The 18,681-nt window shown below is 68.3% G+C and carries 9 protein-coding genes; 7 read left to right on the top strand and 2 right to left on the bottom strand.

The window, feature by feature from the left end; translation table 11 throughout:
• Position 1 precedes the first annotated feature (1 nt).
• Both M0208_RS06665 and M0208_RS06660 read right to left on the bottom strand, forming a co-directional pair.
• On the bottom strand, positions 2 to 232 hold the full coding sequence (locus tag M0208_RS06665; protein ID WP_258890943.1) for a DDE-type integrase/transposase/recombinase: 231 nt from the start codon (positions 230 to 232) through the stop codon (positions 2 to 4).
• An 81-nt stretch (positions 233 to 313) separates the two neighbouring features.
• Positions 314 to 505 carry a transposase gene (locus tag M0208_RS06660; protein WP_258890942.1) on the bottom strand — a complete coding sequence of 64 codons (192 nt, stop codon included), beginning with the start codon at positions 503 to 505 and terminating at the stop codon, positions 314 to 316.
• A 257-nt stretch (positions 506 to 762) separates the two neighbouring features.
• Here M0208_RS06660 and M0208_RS06655 point away from each other — a divergent pair, with 257 nt between their 5' ends.
• From M0208_RS06655 to M0208_RS06625, 7 genes are all read left to right on the top strand, one after another.
• Positions 763 to 3,819: a hypothetical protein gene (locus M0208_RS06655; RefSeq protein WP_258890941.1), complete on the top strand. Its 3,057-nt coding sequence runs from the start codon at positions 763 to 765 to the stop codon at positions 3,817 to 3,819.
• The gene (locus M0208_RS06650) at positions 3,816 to 7,310 is read left to right on the top strand and encodes a DUF6603 domain-containing protein (RefSeq protein WP_258890940.1); all 3,495 of its coding nucleotides are present in this window, start codon (positions 3,816 to 3,818) and stop codon (positions 7,308 to 7,310) included. Before M0208_RS06655 ends, M0208_RS06650 begins: the two co-directional genes overlap by 4 nt.
• Positions 7,307 to 10,099 carry a hypothetical protein gene (locus M0208_RS06645; RefSeq protein WP_258890939.1) on the top strand — a complete coding sequence of 931 codons (2,793 nt, stop codon included), beginning with the start codon at positions 7,307 to 7,309 and terminating at the stop codon, positions 10,097 to 10,099. Before M0208_RS06650 ends, M0208_RS06645 begins: the two co-directional genes overlap by 4 nt.
• Entirely contained in the window at positions 10,096 to 14,268 is a 4,173-nt protein-coding gene (locus M0208_RS06640; RefSeq protein WP_258890938.1) for a hypothetical protein, read from the top strand. Before M0208_RS06645 ends, M0208_RS06640 begins: the two co-directional genes overlap by 4 nt.
• Before the next feature lies 1 nt (position 14,269).
• Positions 14,270 to 16,000, top strand: coding sequence for a hypothetical protein (locus tag M0208_RS06635; protein WP_258890937.1), 1,731 nt, complete (start codon positions 14,270 to 14,272; stop codon positions 15,998 to 16,000).
• A 575-nt stretch (positions 16,001 to 16,575) separates the two neighbouring features.
• Positions 16,576 to 17,778 (top strand): FAD-dependent oxidoreductase, encoded by a 1,203-nt coding sequence (locus M0208_RS06630; protein ID WP_258890936.1) that lies wholly within the window; start codon positions 16,576 to 16,578, stop codon positions 17,776 to 17,778.
• A 405-nt stretch (positions 17,779 to 18,183) separates the two neighbouring features.
• Positions 18,184 to 18,651, top strand: coding sequence for a hypothetical protein (locus M0208_RS06625; RefSeq protein ID WP_258890935.1), 468 nt, complete (start codon positions 18,184 to 18,186; stop codon positions 18,649 to 18,651).
• Positions 18,652 to 18,681 lie beyond the last annotated feature (30 nt).

Raw genomic sequence — 18,681 nt, 5'->3', positions numbered from 1 at the left:
TTCATCGCGCGCTCTCGTCGTCGAAACGGCAGGTGGCTATTTTCCACCCTGTTGTTGGCCCAGCGGCCGATCTCCTGTTTCTTGCGGCAACCAGCTCATCCATTGCCGCGCCGTAGCTCCGCAGCCCGTCGGTGGTGATCTTCTCGGGCGAGCCGTGACGCTTCAGCGCCTTTTTTATGAAGGCGAGTGCTGCTGCCTTATCGCGGGTCTTGCTGACGAAGCTTTCGAGCACCTCGCCCTCGTGATCGACCGCTCGCTACAGATACACCATCTCGCCGTTCAGCTTCACGTACATTTCATCGAGATGCTACCGCTAGTGGCGGAATCCGCGCATGCGGCTGACCCGCTGCCGCCGGATCTCGCTCGAGAACATCGGACCGAACCTGTTCCACCACATCCGCACGGTCTCATGGCAGATGTCGATACCGCGCTCGAATAGCAGGTCTTCGACATTCCGTAGCGACAGCGGGAAGCGCACGTACATCAGCACCACCAGCCGGATCACCTCTGGCGACGGATTGAGTAGCGAAACGGACTATCGGGCTTGCGCGGGCGGGGCATCCTCCAGCGCTAGCGAGCGCAGCTTACCAAGCGGTGCATTTGGGCTGACAAAGCCCCTCCGGCCAACCCGACGCGGTTTGCGGACTATGGGCGGCGTTAGTCGCTATTTTATAGCGGCTTTCGCTTCATTTGGCTGCGGGAGTGACAAAATAGGCCACATACTGCATATATAGGCCGACGTTGTGGCGTGAGGGATGCGCCATGGAACTGCCGCTTGTCCTTGCCGGACCGATACTCCGCCGGGTTGATCCGGGGTTGGTCGCCGTATGGATGGCGTTCAGCGAGCCGGTTGAGCTAATCCTGCGCGTGTGGGAGGGCCGGGTCGCTTTCGACACGACCAACGACGTGTTCGCAAGCAGCGATGGTCCGCACGATCCCTCAGCGCCGCCCCCGCGGCCTGGCACCAAGGCGGTTCGCGTCGGCGAGCGCCTTTACCTGGGGATGGTGACCGCGCGAATCCCGCCGGCGTCGGGCAAGAGCTTTCAGCCCAATCTGCTCTATTCGTATGACGTGCGAGTCATCAAGCTTCCTCCCGGGGGCGTTCCGCCCGCCGCAGGCGAGCCGGTACGCGGTCTGGGCGAACTCGGGATGCTCGAAACCCGGATAACGAGCGGCGTCGAGGTCCCGCCGCTTGGCTACGCCGACCGAATGCTGCCAAGCTTTGCATTGCCCCCGTCAGAGCTGGATGATTTGCGCATCGCATACGGATCGTGTCGCCGGCCACTGTACGACGATGGCGACGCGCTGGCGTGGATCGACGGGCTGCTGATATCGAGCGTTGGCGATCCGCGCGGGCGCGTTCACCAGCTGTTTCTCGGTGGCGACCAAATCTATGCCGACGACGTCGGTCGGCTGATGATGCCGCACGTCATCGACCTGGGCGTCCGATTGATCGGGCGCGATGGCCCTGACGGCCCGGCGATCGAGCGGATCAAGGTCGGCCAGGTCATGAAGAAGACTGCCGCGACGGTTGATCCCGAGACGCCTTGGACGGCCTACACTGCCGAGACCGCCACCGAAACCGCCGCGGCGGGCGACCTTCCCGCGGGCTCCGAACACTTCCCGCCAGGCAACCGTCTGAAGTTGACCCAGCACAGCGCCCAGTTCACCAGCGGCGATGGCGACAATCACCTGATTTCGTTCGGTGAGTTTGCCGCGCTCTACCTGATGGTATGGAGCCCCGCGTGCTGGGGTGAGACGGTGACCGGGGCGGAAGTCCAGACGTTCGATCCGGCGTCTTCGACTTCATTGACGTGGCTCAAGAAAGACGAAGAGTTTGGAGAAAAGGACCGTATTGTCCTTGTCGACCCGCAATTCCCCGAGCCCGACTTTCGCGACATTCGCGTTCAGGACATCGCGCGCCCGGAGCCCGGGATCGAAAATTCCGGTCTCGCGAATCCCAAATATCCCGAGCGCATCCCCGAACACCTCTTCGGTCCGCCCGACCCGCTTCCCAAAGCGCTTTCCGCCGAAGACGCCAGGAAAAAAGAAGAGGAGGACAAAAAGAGAAGGCCCGACGCCAAGGCCCGGACGATCCGTGCGCGGCGCGACAGTCACCGGGTTCATCGCGACTTCCTGCTCGGACTCGGCAAGGTTCAGCGGGTGTTGGCCAACGTCCCAACCTACATGATCTTCGACGATCACGATGTGACCGATGATCTGTTTCTCAATCCGCTGTGGCGCCGCCGCGTGCTGGGTTCGCCGCTCGGCCAGGTCATCCTGACCAACGCCATGCTCGCCTATGCGCTGTTCCAGGACTGGGGCAATGATCCGCGCCGCTACGACCAGGCTACCGACGCCGATCATCCCAATCTCGGCAAACAACTCCCGGGTGACCTTTTGGTCCGCGCGCCCGCCTATTTCGCTGAAGGCCAAAGCACCGGACCCGACCCTGCCGTCTTCGGTGAACTTGCCGCGATGTTCGGTCACGACATCGATAATCAACCAGACCTCGACGGCCGTTTTCGCACGGGCAAGCCGCCGCTGACCTGGCATTTCAGCGTCGACGGGCCGAAGCATCAGGTGGTCGCGCTCGACAACCGTACGCGCCGTTCGTTTGCGTCCGAAATCGGCCCGCCGGGGAACGTCTCGCCCGAAGCACTGGTCGACCAGCTGCCGCAACGCCCGCTCGAAGCGGGCCGCGAAGTGCTGATCGTGATTGCGCCGCTGCAAGTGATCGGCCCCGGCGTGCTCGACGAACTGGTGTCGCCCGCAATCTATCGCATCTTCGATGCAGCAAAGTCGAAAGATTTTGCCGGCCAACAGGTCAGCGGTTCGCGCCAGATGCCCGGCACTAATCCCGACGCGCTCGAGACCTGGGCACTCGAGCCGCTGGCATTCGAGCATCTCCTCAAACGCCTCGCCGAGTTCCAGCGCGTGGTGCTGCTCTCGGGCGACGTCCACAATTCGACCGGCAACGTGATGAGCTATTGGCGCGGCACGGCGCAGCGTCCCGCGCGGATCGCCCAATTCACGTCGAGTGGCTTCAAGAACGTGATGCCGGTCTACCTTCGCGCGCTCGACCGCAGCGCGATGCTGCTGCAAGAACTGCTGCGGGCGAAGATCGGGGTCGAGCGCTTCGGGTGGGATCGCCCGGCCGACGAACTCGTGCTGCTGCCAGAGGGGCGAAGCACCGACGATCTCGTTGCGGCTACCCGCGCCAAGCTGCTGCGCAGTCCGGTGCTGCTGCCCGCGCACGGCTGGCTTGATGACAACCGGCCCGACATCGACATTCCGCGCCTCGAATTGAGCAGCCGCCTGAACCCGGCCAAACCGCCCGACTGGCGTTGGCGAGTGCAACCCCTGCTCGACGAGCGCGCCGATCGCGACATACTCGACGACCCCCAATTCGAGAAGCATCGGCCGCCGCCGATCCAGGCCAAGGCGATCGACGATGCGGCGATCGAGGCGCAACTGGCCGATCCCATGGAGGTTCTCGCCGCGCTGCAGACGATTTCGGACCGCCACCAGGCCGCGCTCGGACGGATGCGCAACGCGCGGCAGATGCTGTTCCGCTCGAACTTCGGGATTTGCCGTTTCGAGACCGAAGACGGAGCAATTTCGGCGGTCCATGAGGTCTATACCGAGGGTATCGATCCTGAGACCCGGCTGCGGGTGATGGATAGATACATGGTCCAGAAGGCGCCGCTCGGTCCGCCCAAGGACGCACCACCGCGCGCGGACGATGAGCCGCCTCCCGCTCGGCTGCGCGTCGCGGCGATCGAGCCGGTGCCGGTCCCGGCAGCGCCGCAGCCATGAGCGAGCGCCCGCTCCTCCAGCGCCTGGCAGGGCTGGTGGCGGATCTGGCAGGCGACGTGGCCGACTTCGCCGCACCGGAAGTCCGCGAAGCGGTGCTCGCCGACCTTGGGGGCAGGCCAGACACAGAGGGCACCGTGGTGCTGCCGCCCGCAGTGCTTGACGCGGTGAAGAGCTATCGCGACGCGGTCGACCCGGACGCCCAGGCCGACGCCGAAGCCATTGCCAACATCGCGGTCCTGCTGGGTACGATCATCGACCAAATCGAGGCTTGGGACGCCGGCTGGGCGGCGCGAGGCGAAGCGTTCGCGCACAGCCTGTTGGACCTGGTCGGGAGCAACTACGTGCGGCGCAAGAGTCCGCGATTGTTCCTCGTGCTTCAGGCGATCGTCACCGCGATCGAACTGACCGATACCCACGGGCCGGGCGCGCGGGGCGAGGCGCAGCGCTCCTACGCGCGCTTCTGGAATGCCATGAAAATCATCTTCAAGTTCGTGTGGAATCCCGGCCGGACGCTCGACGACCTCGACGACCTCGACGACCTCGACGATACGGCCGCGGGCGCGAGCGGAAGCACGCTCGTCACTGACCGCGACAAGAGTTTCCTGGTGGTTGACGGCGCGCTCCGCGGACTGGTCGCCGCGATCGCGGTGTACGACCAGACCAAAGACAGCAGCGAGCATCGCCAGAACATCCTGGGTGACGTCATTGTCGGCTGGGATGCGGCTGCGCTCGATGTCGATTCCCTGGTGCGGCCCACCGCCGCCGACGTCGTTTCGGGACGGATGGTGTCGGCCGAAATCGTCCGCGCAGCCGACGCGGATGAGGAAAAGGTCCGACTTAGTTGGCTATACTTGCCGCGCCGTCTCGGCGTCCCGCCGCGTCCCCATCAGCTGTTTCTGGCGCTCGGCGGCGAGATGGCGATCGACCAGGCGATCAATCCCGACCGAGACGACGGCGAGCCGGAGTGGCGTTTCCGTGTCGACGTCCGCAGCGATGCCGCCGCCGCTTGGCTGATCTCGGGCACCGATTCGCAAGCGACCGCGACCGCGGTGACGTCGCAAGTCGCGGTCAGCTGGACCGTCATCCCCAACGAAGCGGGCGTTTCCTACACCCTCCACACCTGGCCCAAGCGCCTCGGCATGCGGATCGAGTTTGGACCGCTTGCCGCCGCGCTGACCTTGTCCGGGGGCGGCGCGCGATTTCTGGTCCGCGCCGACCGTTCGGCGCTCGTCATCGATGGCGAGAGCCGCGATTCGTTCATCCGCAAGCTGCTCGGCGGCAAGCCGTTCCGCTATCCGTTCGGGTTCGCGCTCGGGTATGATTCGCAGCTCGGCTTCATCCATGAAATCCACAAGGCGTCGAGCACCGATGCGGCGGGTGCCGAACCGCCGTTCGACTCCTCCGGTCCGGCGGGCCCGCCCGACCTGGCGATGACCCTGCCACTGGGCGGCGGCGACACGCTCGGTTTTCTCAACATCCACGAAATCATCCTGCGCCTGGCGTACAGCGACGCCACCGCCCCTCAGACCGGCTGGGCGATCGCCGCGGGCGTGCTGGTCACCTTCAGCACTACGCTCGGCCCCGTTTACCTGCGCATCGACCGCCTCGGCCTGGGCGCGACCGTCGACACAATAACCCCATCGGCGGAGCGCAACTTGCGTCTGGTCCAGGCCGGGTTCGACGCCGCTGCGCCGCAAGGCATCGCGATCCAGCTCGATACCGGGCCGATCAGCGGCGGGGGTACGATCCAGCACGATCCCGCTACCGGCGACTATGTTGGCGCGCTGGTGCTCCGGCTGGGCAAGACGATCGCGCTGAGCTGCATCGGGCTGGCCTCGACCAAGGACCGCGAGGGCAATCCCGAATCCTCGCTGATCCTGATCGGCACGGTCGAGCATCTCGATCTGCATGCCGGCCCGATCGTATTCGACGGTTTCGGCCTGCTCTATGCCGCCGACCGGCGGGTCGACGAGACCGCGATCCGCGCCGCGCTGCCCACCGGGCAGCTGCGCCACATCCTGTTCCCCGCCGATCCGGTTAAGCACTTGCCCGAACTGACTAGTGCGCTGCGAACGTTCTTTCCGGTCCAGCACGGCGTCCACTGCTACGGCATTCTTGTGAAGCTGTATTTCGGCGCGGGCCGTCCGCTGATCCGCGCCGACCTCGCGCTACTGCTCGAGCGCGATTCGACCGCAGACAAGTCACGGTTGATTCTGCTCGGACGGATTTCATCCGAGCTGCCTCAGGACAAGAACGCGATTCTGCGCCTCAACCTCGACGCGATCGGGGTGTTCGACCTTGATACCAAGGAAGTCGCGGCCGACGCGGTGCTTTACGAATCCAAGCTCTGCGGGCGCTTCGTGTTGACCGGCGCCGCTGCCTTCCGGCGCAAGTCCGGCGAAGGGTTCGCGCTGGCGGTGGGCGGCTTCAACCCCCGCTTCCAGCCGCCGAGCGGGTTTCCGATGCTGCCGCGGATTACGATCGCGCTGACTGCGGGCGATAATCCCAAGCTGATCGTCGAGGCCTATTTCGCACTGACCTCGAACACGCTTCAGTTCGGCGCCCGCGCCTCGCTTTATGCTTCCGCTTACGGCTTCAGTCTTGAAGGCTACGTCGGCTTCGACGTGCTGATCCAGCTGTGGCCACCGCATTTCATCGCCGACTTCCGCGCCGGGGTGCAGCTTAAGCGGGGTAGCCGCAACCTGTTCAAGGTCGATGTCCGCGGCGAGCTCGAAGGTCCGATCCCGCTGCGGCTGGCAGGGAAGGCGACCTTCGGGATCCTCTGGTGGGACTATACCGTCGGGTTCGACAAGACGCTGATCGGCGGCTCGAACAGTGTCGTGACCGAGGCTCTCGACGTACTCGCCGAAGTTGTCGTGCGGCTGTCGCTAGTGGCCAGCTGGCGGGCCGAGCCGCTGCCGCTCGCCGCGCAGATCGTCAGCGTGCGGACCGGCGCAGGCGCGGCTGACACGCTGCTGATCCATCCGCTCGGGCGGTTGGAAGTGCGCCAAGGGGTGGTGCCGCTCAACCTTGATCGCGACATCGACCGAGTCGGCGCGTTCGTGCCCACGGGCGCGGCACGCCGCTTTGCCATCACCGCCGCCGCCGTCGGCGGCGGAGCGGCAGGCACCGAACCGGTTTTCGATGACTTCGCGGACGGGCAGTTCTTCGACATGACCGACGCCGAGCGCCTCGCCGCGCCCGGTTTCGTGCGGCGCGAGGCCGGGGTCGCGTTCGGTCTCGACAGCTATCGCACCGATGCCGCCGCGGCGGTGACCTCACCGTTCGGGTACGACGAGATCGTCGTCAACGACAACGGCGAGCCGGTGTTCGTGGGCGATCCCGAGCCGTTGCCGCCCCGGGTCTTCGAGCTGGCTTTCCGGGTCGGCGCCGCAGCGCGCGCGGCGACCCGGACCGGGCGCGCGGGACGCTATGCCGAGGCGGTGCTGGCCGATGCGCCGCGGCTCGAACCGTTGCGGCGGCGGGCATGAGCGACCCCGCGCTCGTCTTCCTGCCGTGGGTCGCGCGCGGCGGTGCGATCGCACTACCCCCGGACCCGAGCGGCGGCCATCCCGCCAGCCGGGTGACGGCGACCGCCGAGGTCACGCTCAACGACACCGCGAAGGCGAGCATCCCGGTGCAGTTGATGGGGCCGGGCGAGGTCGTCGGACTCGTCCACCAGCAGGTTATCCGCACCGAGCCGGCTCCGGGTGTGCGCACGTTCGAATCGAACTATCTCGCAGGAATCGAATTCGACGAGCCGGCGCTGCCGTGGCTCTTCACCCCCGCTTCGGCCAACGCCGCCAGGCTGCGCCCTTGGCTGTGCCTGGTGGTAGTAAAGGCGGGACCCGGCATCCGGCTCGACGTGCCGGGGACGGGAACCTTGCCGGTGCTGCGTATCGGGCCGCCCGCTTTGCCCGAGGAAGAACTGCCCGACCTCGCGGACTCGTGGGCCTGGGCGCACGGGCAAGTCGCACCGCAGGGGGCCGAGGGCATCGCCGCCGCGCTCGGCGGCGATCCGGCGCGCAATCTCTCGCGGCTGGTCTGCGGGCGGCTTCTCGCCGCGCAGACCGAATACCTGGCCTGCGTCGTGCCCACGTTCGAAGCGGGACGGCTGGCCGGACTGGGGCGGGATCCAGGCGCCGCCGAAGGCCCGGCGTGGAAACGCGCGGACGGCATGGGGCCGGTCGAGTTACCAGTCTACTATCACTGGCGCTTCGGCACCGGAGTGGAAGGCGATTTCCAGGCGCTGGCGCTGAAAATCCGTGGCCGTTTGCCCGAAACGGGGTTCGGCTCGCGCCTGATCGACCTGTCGAACGCCGGCGTCGGCCTGTCCGGGATCGATGGCGCGCACGTGCGGCTTGGCGGCGCGTTGCGCCCGCTCGATACCGCGCCCGAGGCGTGGAGCGATCCCGCGCTCGCGCCGCGCTTCGCATCCGCTCTGATCGGAATTCTTAACGCGCCGGATCATGCGCCCGCCACCAGCCCGCTGCTCGCGCCGCCGCGCTACGGGGCGGCATACCGGCCGACGGCGGGATCCGCGTTGGGGTCGGCCGACTCCACTGGATGGTATGAACAGCTCAACGTTAACCCCGCCAACCGCATGGCCGCCGCGCTCGGCGTCCGGATCGTCCAGCGCGATCAGGAGGTGCTCGTCGCCTCGGCTTGGGATCAGACTGCGGACATGCGCCCTGCGACCGCGCTGGCGCAGCTGGCCGACGTCGGGATCGCGATCGCACAACGGATCCACCAGCGTCACCTGGAGCCGCTGGCGCCCGAAGCCGGTATGTTCGTGGTCGCCCCGTTATTGCGCCGGCTTGCGCCCGGAAGCGCGCCGGGCGAGACGGCGCTCGCCGCGATGCTCGGCGATGGTGGGCTCGCGGCGCGCGGTTTGAGCCCGGCGATCCGCCGTGCAGCCCGAATTCGCGGCCCGGCGATGCGCCGCGCGGCGCGCGGTGCGGACGGACCCCCGGCGCTCGCACTCGCAACCCGCGTCGCGACGATCGTCGGGGCACGCCGGGCGCGCATCGACGTCGGTCCCCTCGGCACTTTCGAGGTGCTCGGCACAGGCGCCCCCTCTGCGCTCGAGGGCGCGTGGGCGCTGATCCGCCCTGAATCCTTCGGCGCCGCGCCGCAGCAGCCGGAGTTCTCCATCCGTCCACCCGATCTTCAAGGCACGGGTCTGCGGCCGGAGGTCATTGACCCGGTGACCGTCGCTACCGGTGCGCGCGCGATCGGTAGGGCCCGAGCGCGGATGCTGGCGGCGATGCGCGCACGCCTGCCCGGCGGAATAGATCCGCCGGACCCGCCCGACCCGCCTGATCCGCCGGATCCTCCGCTCCCTCACCCCCGCCCACGCGACAGCATAGACGCGAAAGCTTTTCGAGCGCTCGCGCCCGCCCACCTCGCCAAATTCCTCGCGCTTCCCGCGCCAAGCGGCCCAGCCACCGCGATTGTCGATATCACCGCCGCCTTCCATCAGGTGGTGGCAATGGCGGCGCCGCGCGCAACATTTACTGCCGCGCTAGGCAGTGTGCTGACAGTCTCTCAAGGTGCAGACGGCAGCGGTGAAAGCCCGGGCGAGCCGGCTCCGCCGATCCCAGCCGTGCTGAGCCCGCGCTTTGCCGCGCCAATGGCGAACGCGCTCGCCGAGTTTGGCCAGGAGTGGCTGTTGCCCGGGCTCGATGGCGTCCCCGCCAACACTGCGCTGGCGCTGGTCACCAACTCGGCGTTCGTCCAGGCCTATATGATCGGGCTCAATCACGAATTCGGCCGCGAGCTCCTGTGGCGCGAGTTTCCGGCGCCGCTCGACGCGACCTTCTTCGACCGCTTCTGGGACAGCGCGGTCGATCCGGACGCGCCACCCGATCTCGAACCGCTCGCCGCGCGCGGGGATCGCGCGCTCGACGACGATGCGGCGCCCGGCGATCAATTCGTGCTGTTGCTGCGCTCCGAACTGCTCCGCCGCTTTCCCGACGCCATCGTCAGTGCGAAGAAGGGCAGTGAAGTCCGCACGCCGGCGTTTACCGGAGCGCTGGACCCCGACGTGCGCTATTTCGGCTTTCCGATCCCGGAAAGCGAAGCCGCGGAGTGGTCGATCGTGATCGCCGAACAGCCCAGCGCGCCGCGGTTCGGCTTCGAAGTCGGCGAAGCGCCTTCGGGGGTTAGCCATGCTCCGGCGCCCGATGCGACCTCTGCGGCGCTCGCCGAACGGCTGCGCCAACGTCCGGCGCGGATCACGATTCCGGTGCGGGTGCTGATGCGGAAAGACCCGTCATGAGCGAAGCGCCGATCGATCTCGGCCCGCTGATCGCAGATGGCGGCGCGAGCAACCCCGCCTCGGCGTTACTCTTGGCCGCGGCCGGCGACCCGCTGCTGCTGTTGCCCGTTCGCCTCGAGACCCGCTTCGCCGAGAGCGCGACGGGGGAGACCGAGCTGCTGGTGCGGGTCTATCCCGACCAACTTCACGTCGATGCCCACGATCCCAGGCTGACGCCCGGCGAAGCGGCGGCGGGCGAGGCGTTCTGGCTCGCCGACTGGCGCGCCGGCAGCGATCCCGAGCGACGCAGGCGGGCGTGGCAGGCGCTCGCCGGGCGGCTCGATCCGGCGCGCGCCGGTTGGGTGGCGCGGGCGACTCAGCCGACCAACGCGGCTGCGCGGCCCGACCAGGCCGTCGCCGACGGCGATCCCCCCGCGGTCGAGCCCGTTTTCCCCGCCGTCACGCTGAGCGAGCGCGCAGCCACCCCGGCCGCCCGCCTGCTTCCGGCGGCATGGACCGCGACCGCCTTCGCCGGCGGCGGGATCGCCGTCGTCGCCACCGGCAAGCCGATTGCGTCCGACCCCGCGGTCGGGCCGAATCTCGATGCCCCGCTGGTCGATCCGGCGAGTGAGGCCGACCCCGACAGCGAAGTGGCCGCGGTCGACGAGGGCATGAACTGGCTGGTCGACTTCGCTGAAGCCGAAAGGATCGGCATGGCCCTGCGCCTCAACGTTGCGGGTCCGGTCGACCTGCTGCTGGTCGCGGGCGTCCGCGACGGCGGGGCCGACGCCGGTGCGGCGGGCCTTGCCACGCTGCTCGATGCGCAGCGCTTCACCGCCGGGCTCGGCTTCGTCGCCGCCGGAACACCGACCAACAACGCCAGCGAAACGTCCTCGGGATGGTCGAGCGCGGAACCCGGCAAGCTAGGCGCGCTGGCGGGCAGTGCCGCGGACGGGTCGGCGGCGGCGATCACCGCGCGCGCGCTCGGCATCGGCGACGCTCACCTGATTGGGCTTCCCGGCGGCGAGCGCGACGTCGGCGAGACGCTGGCGGTCGCGGTGGCGCGGACCCTTTGGCCCGCGACCTGGGGCTATTGGCTGACCCAGTTCGTCGGGATTGGGGCGGGCGGGTTGCGGGCGGAGGATTGCGAGTGGGCGCGCGACCATGCCGAGCGCTTCGTGCGCCCCGGCGGCCCGCTGCCTGTGGTCCGGATCGGGCGCCAGCCGTACGGCGTGCTCCCGGTGACCGCGTTGACCCGGTTTATTGGCGAGCCCCGCGAGACCCGGCTGGCGGCGATCGTCGCCGGGCTGATCGGGGCGGGCTGGCGGCCCGCGCTGGGCAAAGTCGCGCGGATCGGGCGCGGCGACGCCGCTAGCGACCTGCTCGATGTGCTGCGCTCGGACGCGGTGTCGAGCGCGGTGACCCTGCGCCGCGCCTTCGGGCCGACGTTCGCCGCGAGCGCGCTCGACTTTCTCGGCCGGGCAGTGCCCGCAGAAGACTGGCTGGCGATGGCGCGGCGGACCCGCGCGCTGACCGCGGCGGCGGGCGTGCCCGCGGAGATTTTCGCCGCGCTTACGCTGTACGAGCCGACCGGATGGCCGCTCGACCTGCCGCTGGTCGGCGAGAACCATGCCGCAGTGCTCGCCGATATGCTCGCCGCCGATGTCGACACGCTCGCCGCCGCCGCAGCGGAGCGGCCGGCATCGGTGCTCGCCGCGCTGGTCCGCCAAAGCCTGCTCCGCGAGCACGCCGCCGCTGCCGAGCGCCTGATCGTCGACCCCGCCGTCGCGGCTTCAAGCGACAGCGAGGTCTTCGGGTTCGCCGCCGGGCCGCTGGGATGGGCCGCGCAGCGCGACCGCGATGTCGGCGGCGCGACGGTTCGCGCGCGGCTGGCGGCTGGCATCGACCCGGCGCGGGCGGAGATCGAGGCGTTCCTGGCCGCGGCGCGCACGGTCGCGGCGGCGAGCGTCGATCAGCTCGGTTCCGCCGTCGCCGGCACGCTCGATGCCGCGTCGCACCGGATCGACGCCTGGGCAACCTCATTGGCGACGCGTCGGCTCGCAGCCTTGCGCGACGGAACCCCGACCGGCGTGATGGTCGGGGGATACGGCTGGGTCGAGGGGTTGCGTCCCGATCCCGCGGAGCCGGTCGGCGAGCCGGTTGCCGGAGAGCCGGGCACGTTGCTGCGCGCCGCGGACGACCCCGGCTTCCTCCACGCTCCGTCGATTCATCAGGCTCAGGTCGCGGCGATGCTGCGCAACGTCCATCTCGCGCACGGCGGGGGCGCGAACGATCCGTTTGCGATCTCGATCACGTCGCAACGGGTGCGGCTGGCGCAACGCATCTTCGACGGCGTCCGCGCCGGACGCAGTCTTGGCACGGTGCTCGGCTATCTGGTCGAGCGTGACTTGCACGAACGCGGGCTCGATGCCGCGGTCGACAACGCCCGCGATGTCGCCCCGCTCCCCGGCCATGAAACGCTGCCACCGGCAGCGCGGCGGCTCGACGGACTGAAGCTGCACGAGCTTTGGGCGGACAGCGAAGAACACGCGATCGATCATCTCGTGACCAACATCCCGGGCCAGGAAGCGCGCGACAGAGCGAAAGGCGTGCTGCGCCGGTTGAACGTGGCGGTCGATGCCGCCGCTGACTTGCTGCAGGCCGAGCAGGTCCATCACTTCGCCCGCGGCAACATGGCCGCCGCGGTCAACACGCTGGGCGACATCGACCGCGGACTGACGCCGCCTCCCGAGCTCGACTTCGTCCGCACGCCGCGCAGCGGCATCACCGTCACTCACCGCGTCGCGATCCTGCTCGCGCCCGATGCTACGCCGGCCGGGGGCTGGGCCGAAGCGGCGGCATCGCCACGCGCGCAAGCGGAACCGGCGCTCGACGCGTGGCTGGCGCGCTGCCTCGGCCCGGTCGAGGGCAAGGATCTCCACCTTATCGACGGCGACGGTGCCGAGCAGGCGGTGCCGCTGACCGGCCTCGGGCTTACCGCCTCGGACTTCGTCCGCCTTGCCGGGGGTGGCGAGGCGGGGTTTGCGGAACTCGGGGCGCGGGCAGCCCGCGCGGCGCCGTCGCCCGAGCGGTTCGGGCGCCCGCGGCTGGGCGGCGGCCGCGACTTGCCAGACCTGCTCGAGCTGGGCCGGTCGCTGAGCCTGCTGCTGGGCGTCGCCAGGCCGCTCGACGGTGCGCGGCTCCAGCCACCGCACGCCGATCCGTCGGCCGGGATCGACCTCAACGAACTCGCCGCGCGGGCCGCGCAGGTGGAGCAGGCGATTCGCTCGACCCTTGCTGCGCTCGACGCGGCGTTGGCGGGCACCGACGCGGCGGCGGTCGACTCCGCGCTCGCCGCGAGCTGGGACTTCGCGGTGGGCGATCTCGCGGTCCCGGCAGTGCGCGACGGGCCGTCGCTGCGCGGCGCCGCCGAACGTGCCCGCGCCGCGCTCGCCGCACGGCTTCCCGAAAGCGGCGCGGCGGCGCCTTCGTCCGCCGACGGCCCCGAGCCGCTTATCCAGCGCGCGCAGGCGCTGCTCGGGCCGGGTGCGGTGGTGCTTCCCCGCTTCGTCGTGGTCGATGCCGCCACGCTTGTCGCGTCGCGCGACGACCCCGCGCTGGCCGGAGAAGAGCCGCTGGTCGCCGAGACCTGGCTGACCCGGCTCGAGCGCGTCCGCGAGCCGCTGATGCGTCTCGGCATCGCGCTGCGCGAAGCCGAGACGATGGGCGGCGCGCCGCTCGCGCTGAGCCTCGCGCAAGTGCCGTTCAAGAGCGGCGACGCCTGGAACGGCCGCCCGGCGCCAGTCTATGTCGACGGCGCCGCCTCGCTGGTGCTGGTGAACGGCGAGGTCCTGGCCCCCGCCCAGCCGCTCGCCGGGCTGCTGATCGACGAATTCACCGAGTTCGTGCCCTCGCCCAGCGAAACCACCGGCATCGCATTCCGTTTCGAGCCGCCGCAGGCGATGGCCCCGCAAGCGCTGCTTCTCGCGGTGCCGCCGGTGATCGGCGAGGCATGGACGGTCGCAGGGCTCAACCAGGTGCTGCTTGAAACGCTCGAGCTGGCGCGGCTGCGGGCGCTCGATCCCGAAGACCTCGATCTGGTCCGTCAGTTCCTGCCCGCGACAGTCCTGCCGTTCAACACCGACGGCGATGTCCCCTCGACCAGCCCCAACGCGCTGAGCGGAGCATAGGATGGCATCGATCACGACTTTCTCCCGCCTTGAGCCGCAGCCGCTCCGGAGCGACCTTGCGGCGGGGGCGGCGGCGCCGGTGCACGACCCGCTGTGGCTGCTCGCGCGGCAATGGCAAGTCGGCGAGTTCGCAGGGCACGACGGCGGCAATCCGATCGTCGCCCGCTGGCGCGGGGTCGCAGCCCCGCCGACACGCTTCGTCGCCGGGCCGATCCCGCCCAATACCGCATTGAGCGCCCCGCGCTTCGCCCCCGACGCGGCGCCGCTGGAAGCGATCATCGAGCGCGTCACCGTGCCGCTCACGCCCGAAACCGAAAGCCCCGCGGGGCTGCGGCTGGCGATCGATGCCGGACGGCACTTCCTCGCCCTGCTGGCGCGCCAGCGGACGTCGCAGGATTACCGCGCGGACTTCGTCGCCCGCTACGCGCTCGAACACGTGCCAGAGGCGCAGCTGGCCGTACTCGATTCGGCAACCGCCTCTTACGCCCGCCTGCACGCCGGGCGGAGTCCCGACGGCCGCCGGCTGCTGGCCGAACTCGCCGGCCGTGACGTGCCCCGGATCGACCGGGCAATCGATCCGGGGGACATCGCAGAGGTCAGGGAAGCATCCGCTTTCTGGCGCAAGTGGCTGGGGGCGCTATTTCACTACGCTGATCCCGAAGCCGCGTGCTGGCAGCCGGCGCGCTTCGAATACACCGCCTCGCTGGCCGGGCGGCGCTCGCCCGACCAATTCGGCGAGTCCACGCTCACCGCGCATCGCTATGACCGCGACACAGTCGACTGGTACGAATTCGACGTCAACGGCGAGGTCAATCTCGGCACCCAGCCCGCCGAGGCGGGGGCGGCGGTGACGCGCACCGTCGTCCCGGCGCCGGTGACCGCGCCTGGCCTCCCCGCGACGCGCTTCTGGGAGTTCGAGGACGGCCGCCTAAACATCGCCGCTATCCACCCAGCCAGCACCGATCTCGCGCAGGTCCTGCTCGTCGAGACGCTCAGCGGCTACGGCAACGACTGGTACGTGATCGGCGTCGACCTCCCGGTCGGGCGGCTGATCGCCTCGTCCTCGCTGGTCGTTGTCGACACGTTCGGGGCGAAGACCCTGCTGCAGCCCGCGGGCGTGAACGGTACGAGCCGCTGGGGTCTGTTCCGCCACGCGATGCCGGCCGACAGCGACGAGGCCGAAGGCGCGGCGATCAGCAACCTCCTGTACCTTGCGCCGCGGCTCGCCCAGCCGCTGATCGGCCCGGTCGTCGAGCAAGTCACGTTGACCCGCGACGAGCAGGCCAACATCGCCTGGGCGATCGAGCAGATGCGCGAATCGCCGCTGCAAGCCGGCGTGCCGCTGTCCGACGCCCGCCCGGCGGAGTTGACCGGCGACCCGCAGGCCCCGCCGCAATATCGGCTCTTCCGCCACATGCCGCCGCAATGGGTGCCGCTCCTGCCGATTCGCGCCGGTCCTGATGAGCAGATCATGCTGGCTCGCGGTTCGGTCAGCGACGAAGCTGGCGGCGGGCAGCCGGTGGGCAGCGTGACCGCGATCCTGGCGGGCGACGGCAGCGGCGCGCTGCTTATCCCGGAAGAAGAAGTGCCCGACGACGGCCTGGTGGTGCAGCGCCATTACCAGGCGGCGCGGTGGAGCGATGGCACGCTCCACGTCTGGGCGGCCTATCGTGCGCGGCCTGCGGGGTCGCTGCCATCAGCCAATTTGCGGTTCGACACCGTCGGCGTATGAGTGTCTGGCTTTCTCCATTTAGCGTTCACTGAACAAACTTTACATGCGATTTTGCGAGGATTCACTCACGCAATACTAGTCTATGGTATCAACTGCTATTCGGAAACGGCGGCCGAATGAATGGCCCCTGCAGCGTTGCTTATTTTGGAAGCATGCCAGCGAGTTCCTGACCATGTTCGCTCGTTCGCAGCAACGGTATCCGTGACGGCAATATGTCTGCTCTTTTGCAAGCTTCGCCGTCCGAATGGCCGCGCAGTCCGTTCTGGCCGTCAAGCGCAGTCATCGACCATCTGCGGTTTCGAACAACCTCATCAGTTTGCGTGAATAGACGGCCGCTGTCGCGAGGCGCCGATCGGACGTGAGTGCCCGAGTATGCGTCCAATAAGTCAGGTCTTGAACTGTTCGAAGGCTCCCGATCGCCGGGGTGGCCTGAATCAATACGAGCGGAAAGTTGGCGGGTCGGCTCGATCGAAGCTCGTCAATTTCGACGACATCGGCAGGTTGGAGCGTTGGCGGAACCACGATATTATAACCGTCGGTGCCGCCATTGTCCGCGCCGACGCAAGGGGAGCGGTATGACTGTCGAGCCTGTCCAGCTGTGCATCGTTGGCGGTGGTCCGGCAGGAATTATGGCAGGTTACCTCTTTGCACGCGCGGGCGTGCGTACGCTCGTGCTGGAGAAGCACGACGACTTTCTCCGCGATTTCCGCGGCGACACCGTTCATCCCTCGACGCTCGACCTATTTGGGGAGCTCGGCCTGCTGGAACGTCTGCTCGCGCGTCCGCACGCGAAGGTAGAAACGGTGTCAGCCGTGCTCGGCGGCCGAACCTATCGCATCGCAAATTTCAACCGCCTACCGCCGCCCGGCCGGTTCATCGCGATGATGCCGCAATGGGAGTTCCTTGACTTCCTGGCCGGCGAGGCAGCGGCTCTGACTGCATTTACCCTGCAGATGGGGAGCGCCGCGACGGAGCTGGTCCGGCGCGACGGCCGGGTCGCTGGCGTACGTACGGCGACGGGCGACACGATCCGTGCTGACTACTTGATCGCCGCCGATGGGCGAGGCTCGCTCCTGCGGCAGGCGGCGGATCTTCCGCTCCAAGATCTCGGCGCACCGATCGACGTCTTCTGGTTCCGCGTGCCGAAACAGCTGACTGCCGAGAATCGCACCCAAGGCTTTATCGATCACGGGCATATGGTGGTCGTGATCGACCGCGGTGATTACTACCAATGCGCGCGGGTGATTGGAAAGGGCGAGGCGGACGCCGTTCGCGCCGCCGGTATTGAGCGCTTCCGCTCCGACGTTGTCGCGACCGCGCCGGTGCTCGCCGACGCCATGGATACGGTCACCTCTTTTGACGACGTGAAGCTACTCAGTGTCTCGCTTGACCGGCTAAGGCGTTGGCACACGCCTGGGCTGCTGGCGATCGGCGACGCGGCGCACGCCATGTCACCGGTCGGCGGCGTAGGCATTAACCTGGCGATCCAGGACGCGGTCGCTGCGGCCAACTTCCTCGCCGCGCCGCTCGCGGCCGGCCTGCCGGTCGACGCGCTTGCGGCCAAGGTGCAACAGCGCCGGATGCTGCCGACCCGGTTCATCCAGGGGTTACAGCACGCTGTCCACGAGCGGGTCATCGGCGCGGCCTTTCGCAACCAGACGCCTCGCGCCGGCGCGCTGCTCCGGCTGGTGAGCAGGGTGCCGGCACTCCAGTCGATCCCGGCCCGCATCCTCGGACTGGGCTTCCGGCGCGAGTACATCCGCTCACCGGTAGCGTAGGAAGCGTTCCCGTTTGTTCCGTCCGCCGTGTCCGACGGAATACCCATATGAACGGGCGTCTGCTTCGGTGAACCCGCCGATCAGTGCTGAATGTCCAGATGTGGATCCTCAGGACACCTTTCGCGATTTAACCGGGCGTCCCAAGCGCAAATAGAAAACGGCTGCTGCCACGTCCCATCAAATGCGATCCAAACCAATTTTGGGCACGCGCCAACGGTGGTGGCCGAACGGGCCGACTGCCGAACGACCTCTCAATCAGAAAAATGTGACCTCGCGCTATTCACGCGCAGCGCGAACTTTTCACGATCTCTTCACGCTCTCTGTCCGCCTGCGCTCACGCGCCCAGGCGCAGAAGTGACTTGTCCGATGAACAACGTTGGAAGCGAAACTCGAAGGGACAGGGACATGAAGCAAATCGTTATCGGCCTAATGAGCGGACTGGTCACTGCGACACTGCTGTTCGCCAGTACGTCGGTCAACGCCAGCCCGGACCGGCTCCAGGGTTGGGTGAAGGCCACCAACAAGAAGATCGAAAGCCGGATGGTCTATCCGTCCAACGGCGAAAGCGGGATTGTCGTCGCGACGTTCCAGCGTAGTCAGGATGGCCGGCCCGTCGCGATCTCGATCCGTTCGGCTAGCCCGACGATGGCGCGCGCCGCACGGCTGACGCTTAACAGGATCCACGATCTGGCGCCGCTGCCAGCGGGGTACGAAGGACGGCGTATCCGGATGCAATTGCTGATCGGAGATTCGATAGCAGCCGTCGATTATTACGCACAACGCAAGGAGTTGCTGGCGGCGGCGAAACAGAACAACGTGCAGCTCGCGGCGCGACTGCAACCGGTGCAGGTCGCGGCCACCCGACCGCGGTGACGAATACCGGACGTTCCAAGGGGGCGGGGG

This window comes from Sphingomonas sp. SUN019 (assembly GCF_024758705.1).
In the GTDB taxonomy this organism is placed as follows: domain Bacteria; phylum Pseudomonadota; class Alphaproteobacteria; order Sphingomonadales; family Sphingomonadaceae; genus Sphingomonas.
This window is presented reverse-complemented; position numbering and strand designations above follow the sequence as displayed.